21 protein-coding genes are annotated in these 17,154 nt (G+C 65.4%); 16 read left to right on the top strand and 5 right to left on the bottom strand.

Translation table 11 applies throughout. The features are described from left to right. Positions 1 to 27 precede the first annotated feature (27 nt). From CJ226_RS00170 to CJ226_RS00130, 9 genes are all read left to right on the top strand, one after another. Positions 28 to 1,848, top strand: a complete 1,821-nt coding sequence (locus CJ226_RS00170) for a hypothetical protein (RefSeq protein WP_051667911.1) — start codon at positions 28 to 30, stop codon at positions 1,846 to 1,848. A gap of 39 nt (positions 1,849 to 1,887) precedes the next feature. Continuing rightward, the gene (locus CJ226_RS00165) at positions 1,888 to 2,304 is read left to right on the top strand and encodes a hypothetical protein (RefSeq protein ID WP_029266140.1); all 417 of its coding nucleotides are present in this window, start codon (positions 1,888 to 1,890) and stop codon (positions 2,302 to 2,304) included. 303 nt (positions 2,305 to 2,607) lie between these two features. Beyond that, positions 2,608 to 3,126 carry a plasmid mobilization relaxosome protein MobC gene (gene mobC / locus CJ226_RS00160; protein WP_029266142.1) on the top strand — a complete coding sequence of 173 codons (519 nt, stop codon included), beginning with the start codon at positions 2,608 to 2,610 and terminating at the stop codon, positions 3,124 to 3,126. Positions 3,127 to 3,128: 2 nt separating this feature from the next. Next, entirely contained in the window at positions 3,129 to 4,535 is a 1,407-nt protein-coding gene (locus tag CJ226_RS00155; protein WP_029266145.1) for a relaxase/mobilization nuclease domain-containing protein, read from the top strand. Positions 4,536 to 4,949: 414 nt separating this feature from the next. Then, positions 4,950 to 5,687, top strand: a complete 738-nt coding sequence (locus CJ226_RS00150) for a metallophosphoesterase (RefSeq protein WP_374754506.1) — start codon at positions 4,950 to 4,952, stop codon at positions 5,685 to 5,687. 676 nt (positions 5,688 to 6,363) lie between these two features. Then, the gene (locus CJ226_RS00145; protein ID WP_143049225.1) at positions 6,364 to 6,969 is read left to right on the top strand and encodes a hypothetical protein; all 606 of its coding nucleotides are present in this window, start codon (positions 6,364 to 6,366) and stop codon (positions 6,967 to 6,969) included. Positions 6,970 to 7,331: 362 nt separating this feature from the next. Beyond that, on the top strand, positions 7,332 to 7,676 hold the full coding sequence (locus CJ226_RS17760; protein ID WP_143049226.1) for a hypothetical protein: 345 nt from the start codon (positions 7,332 to 7,334) through the stop codon (positions 7,674 to 7,676). A gap of 20 nt (positions 7,677 to 7,696) precedes the next feature. Continuing rightward, positions 7,697 to 7,996 carry a hypothetical protein gene (locus CJ226_RS00135; RefSeq protein WP_029266153.1) on the top strand — a complete coding sequence of 100 codons (300 nt, stop codon included), beginning with the start codon at positions 7,697 to 7,699 and terminating at the stop codon, positions 7,994 to 7,996. 178 nt (positions 7,997 to 8,174) lie between these two features. Then, positions 8,175 to 8,456: a hypothetical protein gene (locus CJ226_RS00130; RefSeq protein ID WP_029266155.1), complete on the top strand. Its 282-nt coding sequence runs from the start codon at positions 8,175 to 8,177 to the stop codon at positions 8,454 to 8,456. 7 nt (positions 8,457 to 8,463) lie between these two features. On the opposite strand, the gene CJ226_RS18265 is transcribed toward CJ226_RS00130, so the two are convergent. Both CJ226_RS18265 and CJ226_RS00125 read right to left on the bottom strand, forming a co-directional pair. Then, positions 8,464 to 8,862, bottom strand: a complete 399-nt coding sequence (locus CJ226_RS18265; RefSeq protein WP_029266157.1) for a hypothetical protein — start codon at positions 8,860 to 8,862, stop codon at positions 8,464 to 8,466. A 7-nt stretch (positions 8,863 to 8,869) separates the two neighbouring features. After that, positions 8,870 to 9,217 carry an Lsr2 family protein gene (locus CJ226_RS00125; protein WP_029266159.1) on the bottom strand — a complete coding sequence of 116 codons (348 nt, stop codon included), beginning with the start codon at positions 9,215 to 9,217 and terminating at the stop codon, positions 8,870 to 8,872. A gap of 150 nt (positions 9,218 to 9,367) precedes the next feature. On the opposite strand from CJ226_RS00125, the gene CJ226_RS00120 reads away from it, so the two are divergent. From CJ226_RS00120 to CJ226_RS00100, 5 genes are all read left to right on the top strand, one after another. After that, positions 9,368 to 9,613 (top strand): hypothetical protein, encoded by a 246-nt coding sequence (locus tag CJ226_RS00120; protein WP_029266161.1) that lies wholly within the window; start codon positions 9,368 to 9,370, stop codon positions 9,611 to 9,613. After that, the gene (locus CJ226_RS00115; RefSeq protein ID WP_029266162.1) at positions 9,610 to 10,260 is read left to right on the top strand and encodes a hypothetical protein; all 651 of its coding nucleotides are present in this window, start codon (positions 9,610 to 9,612) and stop codon (positions 10,258 to 10,260) included. The genes CJ226_RS00120 and CJ226_RS00115 overlap by 4 nt, the downstream gene beginning before the upstream one ends. A gap of 79 nt (positions 10,261 to 10,339) precedes the next feature. Next, positions 10,340 to 10,537, top strand: a complete 198-nt coding sequence (locus tag CJ226_RS00110; protein ID WP_071327683.1) for a hypothetical protein — start codon at positions 10,340 to 10,342, stop codon at positions 10,535 to 10,537. Next, positions 10,534 to 11,139, top strand: coding sequence for a GIY-YIG nuclease family protein (locus CJ226_RS00105; RefSeq protein ID WP_029266166.1), 606 nt, complete (start codon positions 10,534 to 10,536; stop codon positions 11,137 to 11,139). Before CJ226_RS00110 ends, CJ226_RS00105 begins: the two co-directional genes overlap by 4 nt. Next, entirely contained in the window at positions 11,121 to 12,260 is a 1,140-nt protein-coding gene (locus CJ226_RS00100) for a hypothetical protein (protein WP_062635485.1), read from the top strand. Before CJ226_RS00105 ends, CJ226_RS00100 begins: the two co-directional genes overlap by 19 nt. Before the next feature lie 59 nt (positions 12,261 to 12,319). On the opposite strand, the gene CJ226_RS00095 is transcribed toward CJ226_RS00100, so the two are convergent. From CJ226_RS00095 to CJ226_RS00085, 3 genes are all read right to left on the bottom strand, one after another. Further along, positions 12,320 to 12,733: a DUF3224 domain-containing protein gene (locus CJ226_RS00095; RefSeq protein WP_197462133.1), complete on the bottom strand. Its 414-nt coding sequence runs from the start codon at positions 12,731 to 12,733 to the stop codon at positions 12,320 to 12,322. Positions 12,734 to 12,909: 176 nt separating this feature from the next. Beyond that, the gene (locus CJ226_RS00090) at positions 12,910 to 13,398 is read right to left on the bottom strand and encodes a hypothetical protein (protein WP_029266170.1); all 489 of its coding nucleotides are present in this window, start codon (positions 13,396 to 13,398) and stop codon (positions 12,910 to 12,912) included. A 148-nt stretch (positions 13,399 to 13,546) separates the two neighbouring features. Then, entirely contained in the window at positions 13,547 to 14,188 is a 642-nt protein-coding gene (locus tag CJ226_RS00085) for a uracil-DNA glycosylase (RefSeq protein WP_029266173.1), read from the bottom strand. A gap of 266 nt (positions 14,189 to 14,454) precedes the next feature. Between CJ226_RS00085 and CJ226_RS00080 the strand changes: the two genes are divergently transcribed. Both CJ226_RS00080 and CJ226_RS00075 read left to right on the top strand, forming a co-directional pair. Then, a complete protein-coding gene (locus tag CJ226_RS00080) occupies positions 14,455 to 16,323 on the top strand; it encodes an alkyl/aryl-sulfatase (RefSeq protein WP_036331343.1) in 1,869 nt (622 codons plus the stop codon). Positions 16,324 to 16,335: 12 nt separating this feature from the next. Then, the gene (locus CJ226_RS00075) at positions 16,336 to 16,959 is read left to right on the top strand and encodes a hypothetical protein (RefSeq protein ID WP_051667916.1); all 624 of its coding nucleotides are present in this window, start codon (positions 16,336 to 16,338) and stop codon (positions 16,957 to 16,959) included. Positions 16,960 to 17,154 lie beyond the last annotated feature (195 nt).

Below are 17,154 nucleotides of genomic sequence, written 5' to 3'. Positions count from 1 at the left end.
TGGCGGATCTGAAAGGAGATCCTGCATTTGACTACCACCAGCGTACCTGAAGACCGCGATATCCCCGAGGCGCTCGGGAAGCGGTCCACCGCGCAGCAGCTCGTTGAGTTGGCCCTCGATCACTACGACCTTCACGTCGATACCGATGGCAAGCCTTTCGGTGTTCGCAAGGGCGGTCACGTAGCGATTCCTCTCCTCGGCAGCAGACGCTCCGTCCGCAAGGAACTCGGCGGCATGTACCGGCGTCGGACCGCTCGCACAGCCTCGCAGAACGCGTTGACTGAGGCGATGAGCGCGCTTGAGTACGAGGCGGAGGAGAGTTTCGAGCCCATCAAGCTGCACCTGCGCACGGCGCGCCCCAGCGACGACGAGATCTTCATCGACATCGGCGATCGCAGTGAGCAGGTCATCCGCGTGACGGCAGCCGGCTGGGAGATCCTCGACGGCGACGATGACCTTCCCGTGCTGTTTCGCCGCACCGCCGTGACCGCCCCTTTGCCCGTCCCTGCGCGCGGCGGAAACCTCGACGCATTGTGGGAGTTCGTCAATCTGCCGGCCTCGGACCGCGGCTTGATCATCGGCTGGCTCGTCGCTGCGACGATCCTTGTCGGTCTTCCGTGCCCGGCCTTGGCTCTGCTCGGTGAACAGGGAACCGCCAAGACCAGTAGTGCACGACGGCTCTTCTCCCTGTTCGATCCGACCACCGCGCCGGTGAGGCGCCCACCGAACGATGCGGACCGGCTGCTTCACGCCGGGGCTCACTCGCGCGGCGTGGTCTTCGACAATATGTCGTCGATGCCGCGTTGGTTGTCGGACGGCTTGTGCCGATTCGTGACCGGTGAAGCTGATGTCGACCGCGCGCTGTACACCGACGACGACGTGCGCATCATGCAGGTGCAGGGCGTCCTGGGATTCACCAGTATCGATATCGGCGTTCTCAACGGCGACCTCGCCGAGCGATGCGTCTGGGGAGATCTTGAGGTGATCCCCGCAGACAGGCGTCGCTCAGAACGCGAGTTGAACTCCGCTTGGAACGCGAGCTACGCCTCGATGGTGGGTGCATTGTTGGACCTTGTTGTTCTGACCTTGCAGCAGCTGCCCGTCGTGAAACTCGGCAACAAGCCTCGGATGGCGGACTTCGCCGAGATCTTGGCCGCTCTTGATCATGCAACGGGGTCAGACACTCTGAGCCGTTACCGGCGGGCGCAAGATTCTGTCGCCGAGGACATCGTGAGCACCGACCAGTTCCTGGTGGCGATCACCGAGACGATCAAACGTCGCTGGACGGGTACCGGCAAGGCCCTTCACGAGCTCTTGCGCAGACCCTCGGACGATCGCTATTGGCCCGAGCCTCGTGGCATGAGTGGCAAGCTCCGGCGAGTGGCTCCGGATCTTCGAAAGGCAGGGTGGCAGATCGACGAGATCAAGCCGGACCCGACCACCAAGCGTTCCAAGACTTGGGTTCTGGTGCCTCCGGATTCCGCCATCTCCGATGCGGATCTTGCGAGCGTGAAACTGACCCGCGAGTTCGTCGCTGAAGACGTTCGAGCGTGGATCGCTAGGTTCATGGCGAACGGGGCCACCGCCTCATGCGCCACCGACCACGGATCCGCTGCGAGCTCGGGCTTCCCTATCACTTGCCGGACGCCCGGCTGCACTGCCGGCTGGCGCTCCGAGTGGGACACGCCGTTGCAGCGGTCCCGAGCGCTGACCTCACGACTCGCGGACGAACTCACGGCTCTCGGTATCAGCGTTGCTGACCTGGACCAGTACGTCGGCAGCGATCCCTTTGCACCTCCGGGTAGGGGCGAGGAGACCGTAGCCCCACCTAAGACCGAGCCCCGTTGATCGGGGCTGACCACTACACCGCACCGTTAGGAGAACACCATGCGAAGGACCCGTAGTCAGCTCCGAGCTGCGCAGATCGCCGCGCTGCAGGCCGAGCAGGACGCCTACGACAAGAACGTGAACGACGCGATCAAGGTCGCGGCGTTCGCACGCTGTGACGCCGTCGAGCAGCTGTACGAGCTTCTCGACGTCCAGCCTGAACCACCCATCATTCGTGATGGCAAGCACGGCCGCTACGAGGTCACGTCCGATAAGGACGAGGCCAAGCGCGCTGCTCGCCTCATCGAGGCTGTCACCGTCCTGCTATCAATTGAGGAGCAGCCTACGACGCAACCAGTCGGCAGTGATCGTCAGGTTCCTGCTCAGGCAGCTGAGAGACCGCCGCAGGCGGCTTCTCCGGCCCTGGTCGCGACGACTTCAAGCACGCCGACGGCGGTCAAGCAGCCAGCCGCCTGAGCGTTGCGTCGCCCGCGGCCCCGTGCGGTCGCGGCGAGTAGAGAAACCCCATCTGCCCTCGAAGAGGCGCTGATGGGGTTTCTCCGTTTCGGAAGGTGGCGCCACGACCTGTGCGTGGAGGCGGGAGCCTTCATCCGGGTGTCGGGCCGGAGGCCTGACCAAGGAGTATCCAAGGACAGGAGCGCAGCGATATGTCTGACGGATAAACTGCTTGCCGTTATTTGTGTAGTCTGGGACCACCCTCGCGGAGCGGGGAAGCAAAGGCCCAGACTGCACAAAGAACCGAGCGAAGGGGACGACCTGATGACGAGGACCGGCAAGGCGAGCGAAGCGACGCCGCGTCGTCCGAGGAAGAGGGTCGTCAACTTTGCGAAGCGCCGCACACTGAGGTTCAGCGACGACGAGGAACGAGCCGTCGACGACGTGCGGCGAGCTTTGGCCAAGTCCTCCGGACGCGACCTCGAAGAGGTCTCCTTCTCCGAAGCTCTGCGCCTGCTCATTACTGACCGTGAGGGTGCCGCCGAGGTGGAAGCGAGGGCGCTGGCTATCGAGCGCCAGGGCCCGAACGTGACCGACTGGGGCCTGGCCGACATCTCCGATCGGCTCGGGTACGAGCTCGGTCCGATTCGCAATCACATCGCGCATATCGGCGGCAACCTCAATCAGATCGCGAAGCGGCTGAATATCGGCGACCCGGTGACCGCTGGGGAGGTCTCGGAGGCTCTCCTTACGGTGGCTGAGCTACGCGATGTTCCCGACGATATCGAGAAGCGCATCGCACGCCTCGTGGACCATGGCCTGCCGCCGCGCGGGACGGTGTAGTTATGCCTGTTGTGGTGGCGAGCTCGACGCGGTCGGCCGATGCGCTGATCAACTATGCGCTCGATGACAAGCCCGAGCAAGATGGCGAGCGGTACGTCATGGCGTCCGGCGTGGGCGGCATGCTGGTATCGGTCGCGAAGCAGCAGATGCGCGACGTCCGCAAGAAGTGGGGTAAGGACAAGCCTGGCGCGTTCGTCCAGGCGTATCACGTCATCCAGTCTTTCGCGAAGGACGAGTTGGACCCCGAAGAGCCAGACGACTGGCTGACGGCTCAGAAGCTCGGGACAGCACTCGCAGAAGAGAGGTTCCCCGGCCGACAGGTGCTCGTTGTAACACAACGAGACGGGCGAACAGGCTGTGTGCACAACCACCTCGTCGCGAACTCCATCGAGACCAAAACCGGCCGCAGTCTCAACAGTTCAGTCGTCACGCACGCACGCCTTGTCGAGGCACATGAGCGTGTTCTTGAACAGCGCGGCTTCGAGCAGCGAGCGGACCTCAAGCAGGCCTTCAGCGACGCGAACGAGCGCTTCGAGCGGGGCGAGCCGAGCGGTCTTCGCCGCGCCGGGTCGACCGCGGACAGTGAGCTTCGCGAATGGCAGCGGCACATCATCTGGGAAACAGAATGCGACCTCGCGGATGAGTTCGGTGCGCCCCGCAACAAGCAACCTTTTAGTCTCACCGTGCTGAGGGCGAGCATCGAGAACACGCTCGCCGATCCAGCCGTTGTCGACTGGGACAGCTTCGTCGAAGTCGGTAGAACCCGAGGCGTTCAGATCGAACAGCGCGGCAAGAAGGGCCGTGGCATTTCGTACGGCATGCTTCGCGAGAATCCGGACCGAACCCCAGCCGATCCAACGCCGAGTGATCGACGCCGCTGCACCACACTCGGCACGGCCTTCGAGAGGGACGCTGTTGAGACCGCTTTCGCTCGCAACAGCGCGGTGACATTGTCCGTGCCACAACACACGACTGTTGAACGCCGACTGTCGCCCAAGAAACGCATGATGATCGCTCTGGACGAGGCGACACAGGAGGCAAATCGCGCCGCGCAACGCCTGGTGGCTACAGCCCTGTCAAACGCCGACGCGATGACAAGCGAACACGAGAATTCCGGTGCGCACGCTCCCACCGAGCTACCCGCAGTCCCGGGCACAATGGGACTGTCGGAACTCCGAGAAACTCAGCCACGGATCGCGGACCCAGAGGAACCAGAAACGGAGGTCACGGTTCCCGACTACCGTCCGCACGACGTCGAGCAACCGCGATCGGCGCGGCCGCAGGCTAACACCGGTGAGAATCAGGAGACCTCCCCCAAGCCTCGCCCGCTGCGACTGCGGTTCCCCGCACTCTTCGAAGAGGCGGAGCTTTCCGCGCCCGATCACCAAGAACGGAGCATCGGCGACTAGCACTGTGCAGTGGGTGGCCGGTGACCGCCTCGTGTCCATATAGTGGTCCGACGGTGCCCACACTACATAGTCGCTAGTGGCAGTCCGAAAAACGGGCTTCAGCTGGTCCTTCACAGGCCGGTTCGTGGTCACTAACGGGACACCGGCATTTCGCTGGGCAGCAGGGGTGGCCAGAACATGACCACAATATGGTCGCTCGGCGCCCACTGATCTCGGCCGTTTCGCATTCTCCACGTTGAGTTGTCGACGCCATGTCCGAGTCGGCACTCACGGGCATGATGGATGGATGCAGATCCATGAGACAGCCGACAGCTTCGACCTGCCGGATGAGCGCGTGTGGGTCGTGGGCGACCTCCACGGCAATGCTGGATGGATTCAACCGCTGCTGCCCGCGATGCGTCGGCATGACCATCGCTGCGCACCATCCTTCAACTCGGAGATTACGGTTTCGAGCATGCTCAGCCCGGGACTGGCCCGGTCGATTATTGGGCGAAGCGCACAGGCATCGAGCGCGTGCTGGTCACGCCTGGCAACCACGAAGAGTGGAACCACATCACCCCGGCGCAGGAAAGCGCCTCCGGTATGGCGATCAGGGTCAGTGACGTCGTGTGGCTCATCCCCCGGCCGTTCCGTTTTCAGATCGCGGGACGCGAGGTGCTATCGCTCGGCGGCGCGTCCAGCGTCGACAAGGCGTTTCGAACTGCGGGCAAGGACTGGTTCGAGGATGAACTCATCACGGAACCGATGGAAGCCGCCGCGATTGCCGGCGGCCCGGCCGACCTTATGCTCACGCACGAGTCTCCAGCGATCGCGGTACCGGAGGTGCAGCGGCTGCTCACGAACAATCCGCATGATTTTCGTCCCGAGGCGTTGGCCGTATCTGCTGCACAGAGAGAGCGTGTGCAACGTGTATCTGATGCTGCGCTCCCCCGCTTGCACATGCACGGCCATATGCACGTTTACGGTAAGTTTGAGCGCGAGGACGGCAGGACCGTGGTCAGTCTCGATCGGGACACGTTTGCCTGCAACGCAGGAGTGCTCGACCTCGCGGGCCTCGCGTTCAGCCCACTTCCACTCAACGAGATCCGCGGCGGAAGACGACGGTACAAGCACCGCGCTGATCAAGGCGATGGCGCCGTCGTTCGCAGCTGATGGACCGGCGGATCGTCACCCTCCGCGGGATGATGCGAGCAGCCCGGAAGCGACTGGCCTCATGCGCTCTCCACTTCGAGGCGCAGATCGCGCTGCCCCGAACCGGTTGCTGGGGGCTTAGCGAGCGCCCCAGCTCCGTAGGAGCATTCCGCTGAGCCCTGTGCTCATCCGCCCAGAACTCGTCTCCGGGCGTGGCACAAATCTGACCTCTCTGCCCTTCTAATCACGGGAATGAGACCTCAGCGGACGCCGATGGAGCTAAGTGTGTCATTGGACCGCCAGCGGCCTGGATGATGATGAACCCGGCTCGATGCTGAACTCGATGAGCCGAATCGTATTTACTTTGTTTATTTCGCGGGGCAGCTCACGTTGCGCGCACGCCGGCCCACGCAGCTACGTGGTCACGTCGCTCTGAACACATCGACGCGGGACGTCGATAGCTAGGTCACGGGCGCCTGCCCCGGCCGCGCCGACTACGACGATGTCGACCTGATCGCTGAGGTTCTGCATCAACAGTGACCCCCCGCCGCTTACGCAAGCTATACTCGCTAATGACCGTTAGGATCCGATGATGTCGAACGCAACCGCACACCCCCTCCGCAGCGATCGACGCGCATACCTCACGGCGACTCGGTCGGACGAAGGTCGCGAGATCACCATCAAGATCGTCGGTCCTGTGGAATTCACGGACCACGAGGCCGAGGAGCTCGCGCACGAGCTGAACGTGCTGGGCTCCAGCGGTCGGCGCGCTCACCTCATCAGCATCCTGCAGGGCGTGAACAAGGCGCTCCGGCTCGAGGAAGAGCCTGGGCACTCGTCGCTGACGGAGGCTGAGCTGGACGCACTGCGCGCAGCCGGCTCGCTCGTTGAGCCGGAGAACGCGCTGCCTGTCGAAGAGCGCCCCAGCGTGCTCACGGCCCTCCGCCAGCAGGACATCCTCGCTGAGGCGCTGCCGACTAAGCGCGTCGCAGAACTGCTCGACGTGACCGAAGGCCGAGTGCGCCAGCGCCACGGCGAGGGGACTCTCTTCGCGATCCCGGGCCCCGGCCGCGGCCTGCGGTTCCCGACGTTCCAGTTCACCGACCACGGTGAGCTCCCGGGCTGGGGAACGGTGAGCCGAGCGCTGCCCGAAGGGGCGAACCCCGTGGCCGTGGAGTACTTCCTCACTCACGCTCACCCCGACCTGGGAGACGGCGAGCTGACTCCTGCCCAGTGGCTCGCAGCCGGCAAGCCCGCAGAACCTGTCGCGGCGCTGGCCGAGCAGGCGTTCTCGATCCGATGAGCGCGCTTCCTGCCCCCGACGCATCGAAGTTCCCGCATCCTCTCCCCCCGAGCGCTGTCCGTACGCTGCCGGCCGGCACGATCTTCGGACGCATCTACGACGCCGGCGGCGCTCACCCTGCCCGGTGGCACGAGCTCCGCCACTTCGGGCCCACGGGGAGCCGATTCGATCACCACCCCGATCCCGTGGGTCACCATCCGAACCACGCCGTGACCTACGTCACGCCCCAGATCACGGTTCCACCGGAGACGGCAGTTCAGAGCCTCCTGCTCGTTTGCCTATCAGAGTGCTTCAGCGACCGAGGCGTCATCGAACGCGGTGGCGTCGGAGCGGGAGGGACCGGGGGCACGCAGCCTCGGTTCGTGCTGTTCGCGACCACCCGCGAGATCACACTCCTCGACCTTATCGACAGCACCTGGGTCACGGACGTCGGCGGGAACGATCAGATCAACACTGGCGATCGGTCGCTGTCCCGGCCGTGGGCCCGCGCCATCCACCAGGCATATCCCGACGTCGACGGCGTCTTCTACCGCCCCCGCACCATCGCGCAGCGTCCGCAGCTCCCCGAGGCTCGCGCCGCGGCGCTGTGGGAGCGCGCCGAAGACGCCCTGCCGGTGAGCCCGACCGCGGACATCGAACTCAGCTCGCCTGGACTCACCGTGACGCTCGAGTCGTTCGCGAAGACCCTAGGCCTCGGCTTGGCGTAGAGACCCGAAAGGAGGGTGTCATGACCGCCCGTACCTGGTCTCAAGACCTCGAATACCTTCGCACTACGCTCACGCGTGCTCAGCAGACGCGCTATCGGCGCCAGGAATTTGTCCAGCTCGAGGACGGCAACACGGAGCTCGGATGGGTTCTCTATGAACGCGAGCAGATGCTCGCAGCAGTGAACGCTCTCCACGCCGCTGCAGGCAAAGCGCCCGTCTCGAGCGACCAGCTCCAGGCTGCAGAAAGCAGTGCCTGTGGCCATGTCGACTATACGTCGAAGTTCGCCATCGGGTGCGCGGACCTGGTGGCCGCGGAATGAGTCCGTCATCCGCCACCCCGCACGCCTCCGACTCGGCCGAGCAGCGCATGGCGGAGCAGCGCATGGCGGAGCGCGCGATCGTCGCGGCCGTCGCCGAGCAGCTGGGCGTCGCGCTCACTCCCGCTCGGATCGCGATCGATGACGCCCACATGGAGATCGACGGGCGACCCCAGACCGCATGGTCCTCGTGGAGGCCTACGCCCGTATCGGCGCACTCAAGGGTGCGCAGCCCCGCAAGCTCGCCACCGACGCGTTCAAACTCGCCTGGGCCGGTCAGAAGCTCGGTGCGACCCGGCTCATCCTCGCCGTGGCTGACGAGGCGGCGGCCAGCTACCTGCATCGCCCGGGCGCGTGGCTGACGGCTTCCATCCGCGACGCCGGCATCGAGATCATCGTCGCCGAACTCGGCGACGTGATGCGCGAAGCGATTCTCGCGGCGCAGGCTCGTCAGTACCGCTGAGATTCAGCTACTGTAGCTCGCGGCGGCCGCGACGGAACTTCTTCTTCTTGAGCGGCGCCGTCGGCCGTGGATCAGCTGCCTGCGAGAGCGGATCGACGTACCCTCGCCGGTTCGCCGGCACCCACCCCTTTGGTGTGTGATCGCGCTCAGCATGGCGTGCGTCGAGCCCGGCCTCACGCCGTTGCCCACGTGCGCGCCCCGCGCGCGCCTGGCGCTCTTTCGCGATGCGTTCACGCTCCTGCTCACGCAGGACGTCCGCTCGCCGCTGCTCCTCAGACGTAAGCCGCGGGGCGCCATCAGAGGAACGAACCGGGTGCTTCTTTCCGTCGCCGACGCGCAGACGGATACTCGCGGCGTTCTTCGCCTTCCAGTTCGTCCCCTGCTCGAACCCGCGCGCCTCTCCCACGGCGGCCTCAGTGCGCGGCGTCGTACGCCTGCTGCACCGCGTCGGGGACGCGGCCGCGGTCGGAGACCTGGTGACCGTTCTCCTTCGCCCACGCGCGGATTGCCGAGAGGTCGCGCTTGGCGGCGCCCTGCGAGTTCCGGCGCCCACGGCCTCCGCGAGTACCGCCGGCGGACACCCGGCGGGCTGCCGCGATCCACGGCTCAAAGGCCTCTCGCAACGCTGCTGCGTTCTTCTCGGACAGATCGATCTCGTACGCGGTGCCGTTCAGGGAGAAGGTCACCGCCTCGCCGGATCCGACTTCCAGGACTTCTCCGTCGATGTCGTCGACGAGCTGATGCACGATTTTGCGGGCCATGCCGCCGAACATATCAGCCAGCATCTAAGCCGAATCGCAATGGTGGCCGATATCCCGCGAACTGCGTGCGGGATTCGAGACCACTCTTGTCGATGTCGACCTCTCGACGTACCATTACTAATGCATTACTAACACGCTTGGAGGCCTCGAATGGCTGCACGACCGATCAGTTTCGCCGTCGAAGAGACGGACGTCCCTTTGCTCCAGGAGCTCGCCGATGCGTTCGGCGGCGGCAACCGCAGCGAATTCCTGCGCGTCGCCATGAAGGAGTTCAAGAAGAAGCTCCGCGTCCAGCAGATGAACGATCTGCACGCCGAGATGCTCGAAGAGCGCGGCGGCAAGGTCTACACGACCGAGGAAACGCTCAAGCTCATCGAGGACTTGGGAACCTCATGAACAGCCAGCGGGAGCGCCCTCGGATCGCGGTCGTCTACGACATCAACGTCTACCTCGACCACATCCGTAGCGGCACCGGAATGCTGCTCCCCGACAAGCTCCCCTCCCCTTCGGCGGCATCCGACGCTCTCTCGCTCGCGTTCGATCAGCAGGTGCGTTTGTTCACCTCGCCGCACATCCTGCGGAACGTCCACCGCCTGATGATCGCCTCCGGGCAGTCTGAACGAACCACGGCCAAGTACATCGAGTTCGTCGCCGAGGCCTGCGACGACTCCGGAGGCGCGATCGTGGACCCGGTCGTCCGCGACTATGCCATCGGGAATCACGAGGACAATAACATCCTCGCCCTCGCGAAGGACCCCGCCGTCGACGCGGACGTGATCGTCTCCTCCGACCATCACCTCATCGATCTCGGTCCCGCATGGAACGGCCGGCTGATGATGCGGCCGCGACAGTTCACCTCGCACATGGTTCGGTCCAGCTTGCAGAGTGCGGCTCAGCACACCCCCGCCCCGAAGGTGCCGCGGACTCCCGCGCCACCGAAGCGCGTCTCCGATGCCTTCCCCGAGCTTCGCGGTGTGCACCTCGATCGGTATGGTCTTGCTGGCTCCTCCGCACCTCAGCGAGAAGATGGCCTGCAGCACTGAGAACAACCCGGGACACTGCCGACCTTCGAGGACAATCCGTGGGAATGCGGTCAACGAGGGCATCGTGCATGATGACCTCATGAGCGCATCGCACGACGTCATCACCCCCGCCGAGCTCGGCCGCGAACTCGGTCACAACGACGGTGATCGGCCCGGCATCACTGTGCGCCGCTATCTGCGCGAGCGCTACCCCGACCACTTGAAGAACCAGCGCTGGGAGCTGACCCCCGAGCAGGCCGACGAGGTTCGTGCGCACTTCGGCAGGACCTCGGCGTGAGCGCTGACTCCCTGCACGACCTCACCAATCCTGCCGTCGCCGCGCTCACCGGAGAGCGCTGGGCGATCATGGAGGCCGCGCAACTCGTCCCCGCCCGTCCCGGACTGTACGCCATCTACGGCGACGAGCAGGCCTGGCGGGATCTCCAGCTTGAGCCGGCTCCGGATCATCCCCTGTACGTCGGCAAGGCCGAGGAGAGCCTGGTCTCGCGCGACCTGAACGGTCACTTCGCCACGAACCCGAAGTCCAAGCCCCGCACCGGCGGGTCCACGGTCCGGCGGTCGTTCGCCGCCCTCCTGCGCGACTTCCTCGATCTGCATGCGGTCCCGCGCAACCTCGCGAAGCCGGAGCGCTTCGCGAACTACGCCCTTGCCGACGGCGGCGACGCACGCCTCAACGAGTGGATGCACGCGCGCCTCCAGCTCTCTGTCTGGCCGGCGCCAGCGGACATGCGGGTCCCGCTCGGCGACGTCGAGACCAGCGTCATCGTGCGCCTCACACCACCGATCAACTTGGACAAGAACCCCGGCAGGCTCCCCCGGCTCTCGGCTGCTCGAGCCGCGATGGCCGCCGAGGCCGCCGCGTGGCGCCCCGAGGGCTGAACGCCATCGTGGAACTCGAGATCACCGCTACTCCGCGCGAGACACTCGTCTGGGCGCCGTCGACCGAGCACGCTGCACAGCTGCGACGAGAGCTGACTGACTCCGGCTACCTAGTGCTCGATGCTGATCCGTGGGAGCTGAACCAGCAGAGCATCATCCCCGAGGGCGAGCATCTCGAGTTCGACCCTGCGCGGATCTTCAACGTCGACATCGGCGCCGACGCGAACGCGTCCCTGCAGATGCTCGTCGACTCCGGTCACGTGCTCTTCTGGCACCGGTGGCATCCGCGACCAGCCCGGAAGATCTGGGGGGTCGCCGTCTCGTCGCAGCGTGGTCGCCGAGCAGGCACCAGTCCGGTCGAAAGCGCCGTGCACTTCGGACTCAAGGTCCGCGGCAGCCGCGAGCTCGGCCTCCGCATGTCGCGCGAGACCTACGCCCGGATCAACAAGCGCTCCTCCCTGCAACGCTGGTACCGCGAGGAGGACCCGTATCTCTGGGACGCGATCGACGACAGATACGAGGACCCCGACCACCGCATCTACACAGACGCATGGTGCTCGTTCCTCCAGGAGCTGGCACTGGCGAACTACGACCTCAACATGGCGCACTTCGCCTCCCTCGACACTGCCGAGTTCGATGCCGCGCTGCAGGCGGCAATCACCAGCCAACCGGGCATGACCGAGGTCACCGATCTCACGAAGTGGGATGGGGTGCCCGGCCTCTACGTCATGGTGCTCGACGAGTACCGCCAGGCGTATGTCGGCGCGACGAACGCCTCGGTCGGAGTGATGAAGCGCATCAAGCAGCACTGGACCGGTGCGAAGCCTCTGGACCGGTTGATCTGGCCCGATCCCCGAACGTCCATCCTCTCGATCGACAGCTTCAGAGCTCTCGACACCACGCGCATCTTCGCCGCCAGGACCTCGCGGTCGTTCGACGGTGAGAACCCGCTGCTGGACCTCTTCCCGCCGCAGTTCATGTTGAACCGCATCATGGGCGGCCGCGATGTAGTGAAGCTCGCCGGCCTCGTCGGCGTCGACCAGGTCATCAGAACGCGCGTCTTCGACGCCGCCGCGCCTGACCAGCAGACTGAAGCCGCGAGCAATCTCAGTCAGGCCTGAGACACCTTCAACAGGCGAGCCGCTTGCGCTTCACCCGTGCTGTCAGCTCAGCGCGTAGGTCAACAGGTAGCGGTGTTCCCGTCGATGATCTCGAGGTCGAGCGTTCCGGTGATTCCTGCCAGGTCCGCGGTTCCCGAGCCGGGCACGATCTCGTAGCGCAGCTGTTGGTCGGGTGCCGTCATCGTTCCGAACTGCTGGAACGCGAAGCCTCCGCGCAACCCGTCGAGCTCGCCGTCAACGGTTTCCACGGCGACATAGCCCGCCTTTCCGGTTGCCGGATCGCCAGCTGCGAGCATCGTCCCGGCCCCCTGCCCGGCAAGGTCACCCCGCCATGTCTTGGTGATGACCATTCGGCGGATGCCCGCCTGATCGTGCTCCGCGGGCTCGAGCGACACCTCGAACGTTCCTCTTGCCGTCCTCATGTCGCCACTGACCTCCGCGGTCCTGATCTCTTCGCCCATCAACGCGCTCAACGGTGTCCTCTTCCTGTCATGGCTTCGACGTTACGGGGCGCGAGAACCAGCGTGCTTGAAGATTCGCGACACCATGTGTCCGTCGGGACTCGCCTGGAACGAGCCACCAACTGCAACAGAACAGCCCCCATTCGCTCCGAGAGCGTGGGGGCTGTGCCGACTAGTGAGCGAAGTGCTTACTCGCGGCTGAGGCGCACGGTCATCGTGGTGCCCATCGCGGTGACCTCGTAGCTGAGCTCGTCGTTCTCGTACGTGAACGTCTTGGTCGCGTCGCTCGATGCCATGATCGAGGACTCGGTCTTGGACGTGTCGTTCGCCGAATCGAAGGTGAACGAGTCGCCCTCTGCCGGGACCTCGACGGTGCCGGCCCAGTACAGCGACTTCGTGTCACCGCCGTCGGCGACCCAGTGGACCTCGATCGTGTCACCGGTGATCGTGGCCTCCTGCCACGCGTCCTCGGAGTTGGAGTTGTTCTGCTTCCAGGAGCCCTCCAGACTCACCGGCTCCGGAGCTTCCTCCTCCTGGACCTGCTCGGTCTCGGACGAGGAGGACTCGCCGCCAGACGACGAGCTGGACGGTTCGGGAGATGCGCACCCCACGGCGCTGATGCCGAGGAGTGCCAGAAGTGCGATGGTCGCGCCGAGCTTGGGTGCTGTGATGTTCAAGGGATGCCTCTCCGAGCAGGTTGATGTCGACGCTGACCGTATCAGCGCCTACTGACACCTTCGGTTCTCAGTGCGAGACGCGAAAGGCGCTGATGACCATCGTTACCGGACGGTCATCAGCGCTCGCGTGGCGAGCTCCCCGTGCCCGTCATGGCGTCGATCGCACGGGCTCGAGCAGACCTGCCACCTCGACGAACGCGTCGGCTCGTCGCTTTACGCGTGCAGCTCTCTCCTCGAGATCCCGCACGAAGAGAGCCTGCGGCGAAGGGTGAAACGTCCGAACGACGGTGAGACCCCGCTCACGCTCGATCTCAGGGGACTGCCTAAGCAACCGGCGCCAGGCGTGATCCGCATCACCACCCTGGAGTAGCACGACCTTCAGCCTCGGCGCGAGTTCCAGCAGGTGCAGGATCGTCTGGACGCCGGCATCCAGCTCAGCCGCCTTCGGGGCGCGGTTGATGTACCAGGGGTACGCATTCCACGGCAGCAGCTCGTACGGAGATAGCGCTGCTTGCTCGAGCAGGACCGCCTGAAGCTCGGCGCTGCCGTCGTTGTTCTCGACGCAGATGAAGCCCGAACCCTTGCCGTCCTGCGTCGCGGGCCCTGGATCGCGAAGAATGCTCAGCACCCGCGCTTCGACTCCACCATGAAGGGGCGCGACGTACGGCGCCCACCCGCGGCCGACCTCACGCAGTTCGTCGACGTACTCGTTGACCGGCGCGATGTGCAGCGCATAGCGATCGTCCCACTGCTGCTGTCGAAACTCAGGGTCCGCCATACGTCGGGGCATGCGCCGACGGTATCAGCCAGCGTCCGTCCGGGTGTGCGGGATGCCGCACGTGCGACCGAGGGAGTCGCCACCCATGAGGCATCCCGCGTGAGGCCTCCCCAGCCTCGTCCCCAGAACCGGACACCCGCGGGGGCCCGCGGTGATCCGATACCTCAGGATGCCGCGTGACAGCGGCCGGCACAAGGTTCAGACGAAAGGTGGTTGTCACCGTCTTTCGTGACCGCAAGACTCGTCGTGAACTGTTCTTCGGAGACGGGAGCACCATCATGGGTCAGCGCGACGCATCAGAGACCATCCGGCAACAGCAGGCAGAGCTGCAGGCACGGCTCCCGTTCGACGATGAGCGGGATCTCGCGGCGGCCGAGCGAGGATTCATCGGCACGCTAGACGAGCCTGCGATCCGCAACGCCGCCGGCGATATCATCTGGGACGCGTCCACCTATGACTTCTTGCAGGGTGATGCTCCGGAGACGGTGAACCCGAGCCTGTGGCGCCAGAGCACGCTGGTCGCCAAGCACGGCCTGTTCGAGGTCGTGCCCGGCCTGTACCAGATCCGCGGGCTCGACCTGTCGGTGATGTCATTCGTCGAGGGCGACACCGGCGTGATCGTGATCGACCCGCTGATCTCGAAGGAGACCGCAGCCGCGGCGATGGCGCTCTACCGGCGTCACCGCGGTGACCGCAAGATCACCGCTGTCATCCACACCCACTCTCACATCGACCACTTCGGCGGCGTGCAGGGCATCGTCTCACAGGCCGACGTCGACGCGGGGGTCGAGATCATCGTCCCCGCGGGCATGGTCGAGCACGCGGTGGCAGAGAACGTCTACGCGGGCACCGCGATGGGCCGGCGCGCCGGGTACATGTACGGCGCGGCACTCGCACGCGGCCCGCAGGGGGCAGTCGGCGCCGGTCTCGGACAGACGACGTCGACCGGGGAGGCGACCCTGCTCGCGCCGACGCTGGAGATCACCGAGACGGGGCAGACCCACACCGTCGACGGGCTGGAGATCGAATTCCAGATGGCGCCGGGCACCGAGGCGCCCAGCGAGATGCACTTCTACTTCCCGAAGTACCGGGCGCTGTGCATGGCGGAGAACGCCACGCACACGCTGCACAACCTGCTCACCCTGCGGGGCGCGGTCGTGCGGGATCCGCACGTGTGGTCGCAGTACCTCACCGAGGCCATCGAGCGTTACGGCGACGACGCCGAAGTCGTGTTCACCTCGCACCACTGGCCGACCTGGGGCAACGCGGAGATCCGTGAGTTCCTCGGTCTGCAGCGGGACCTGTACGGGTACCTGCACGACCAGACGCTGCGGATGCTGAACCAGGGCATGCAGGGCGCCGAGATCGCCGAGGCGATCCAGCTGCCGCCCGCGCTCGAGAACGCCTGGCACGCCCGCGGCTACTACGGCTCGGTCAGCCACAACGTAAAGGCCATCTACCAGCGGTACATGGGCTGGTTCGACGGGAACCCGGCTCGGCTCTGGCCGCACGCGCCGAAGGAGCAGGCGAAGCGCTACGTCGACGCGATCGGAGGCATCGACCGGGTCCTCGAGCTCGCCCGCGCCGCCTTCGACTCGGGAGACTTCCGCTGGGCGGCCACACTGCTCGACCACGCGGTCTTCACCGAGGAGAACAATGCGGAAGCGAAGGCGCTCTACGCCGACACCCTCGAGCAGCTCGGCTACGGCGCTGAGAACGGCACCTGGCGCAACTTCTTCCTCTCCGGGGCGACCGAACTGCGCGAGGGAAACTTCGGTACCCCGACCGTGACCAACGCCCCAGCCATCCGAGCGCAGCTCACCCCGGAACAGCTGTTCGATGCCGTCGCGATCACCGTCGACGGCCCGCGCGCCTGGGACCTCGACCTCGGATTCGACATCACACTCAGTGATCTCGACCGCTCGTTCCACGTCACGCTCCGCAACGGCGTGCTCGTCTACGTCGAGCGCGAACCCGCCACAGATGCCGCACTGCATCTCACCCTCACCAAGGAGCGGCTCATCCGCCTCGCCGGCGGAGACCTCGACGCCGAGGGCCTGGACGTGCGCGGCGACCTCGGCGTCCTGAAGCAGTTGCTCGGCGTACTGACCCCCGGAGACCCGGCATTCGAGATCGTGCTGCCCTAAAAGACGGCGCGCATGGACGCCACCGAGAAAGTCACTCATCCCGGCCGGTGGTTGGAGGTGGCCACGGTGGTGCTGCTGTCCATAACCGCGGTCATCACCGCATGGTGCGGATTCGAGGCGTCGAAATGGGGCGGTGAGATGTCTATCGCCTTCAGCCAAGCGTCCAGCGCACGTGTCCAGGCCGCCTCCGCCGAAAGCAGGGCCCAAGCGGCGCGCCAATACGATCTGACCATCTACACCGAATGGGTGCTCGCCACCGCAGACGACGACCAGGAACTCGTCACCTTCATCGAGGAACGCTTCACGGACGAGTTCCGGATCGCGTTCGACGCCTGGACGGCGGAGGGGCGCGTATCCCAGGGGCCCCTCGCCAGGGAGGAGTACATTCCGCCGGGGACCGAGGAAGCGGAAGACCTGCACGCGCGCGCGGACGCCAAGTTCGACGAAGCACTCGTGAACAACCAGCGCGGAGACAACTACGCTCTGCTCACCGTGCTCTTCGCGCTCGTGCTGTTCTTCGCGGCGCTGTCCCAGAACCAGCGCGCCGAATGGCGCCGGCGCACCTTCTTCATTCTGGGCCTGACTCTCGCTGTCATCGGTGTGGTCATCTTGGCGACGTTCCCCGTGAAAGTGTGACTGGCGTCGAAGCCCTGACCTCTCGGCCATAGCCCAGCGAATAGTCTGGTGAAGCCGGTAACCGAAAACCGGCCCGGCACGAGCTATCGCACGAAGAGGGAACTGCACAGTGACGTCACCGACCACGAACCGACGCTCGGGAGTGCGCTGGTCCTTCCTCGCCGGGCTGGCCATCGCAGCGGTCGTCGTCGCCGT

Origin of the sequence: Microbacterium sp. UMB0228 (genome assembly GCF_002871415.1) — a bacterium.
Taxonomy (GTDB): Bacteria; Actinomycetota; Actinomycetes; order Actinomycetales; family Microbacteriaceae; genus Microbacterium.
The sequence above is the reverse complement of the archived record's forward strand: the minus strand, read 5'-3'. Positions and strand labels throughout refer to the sequence as shown.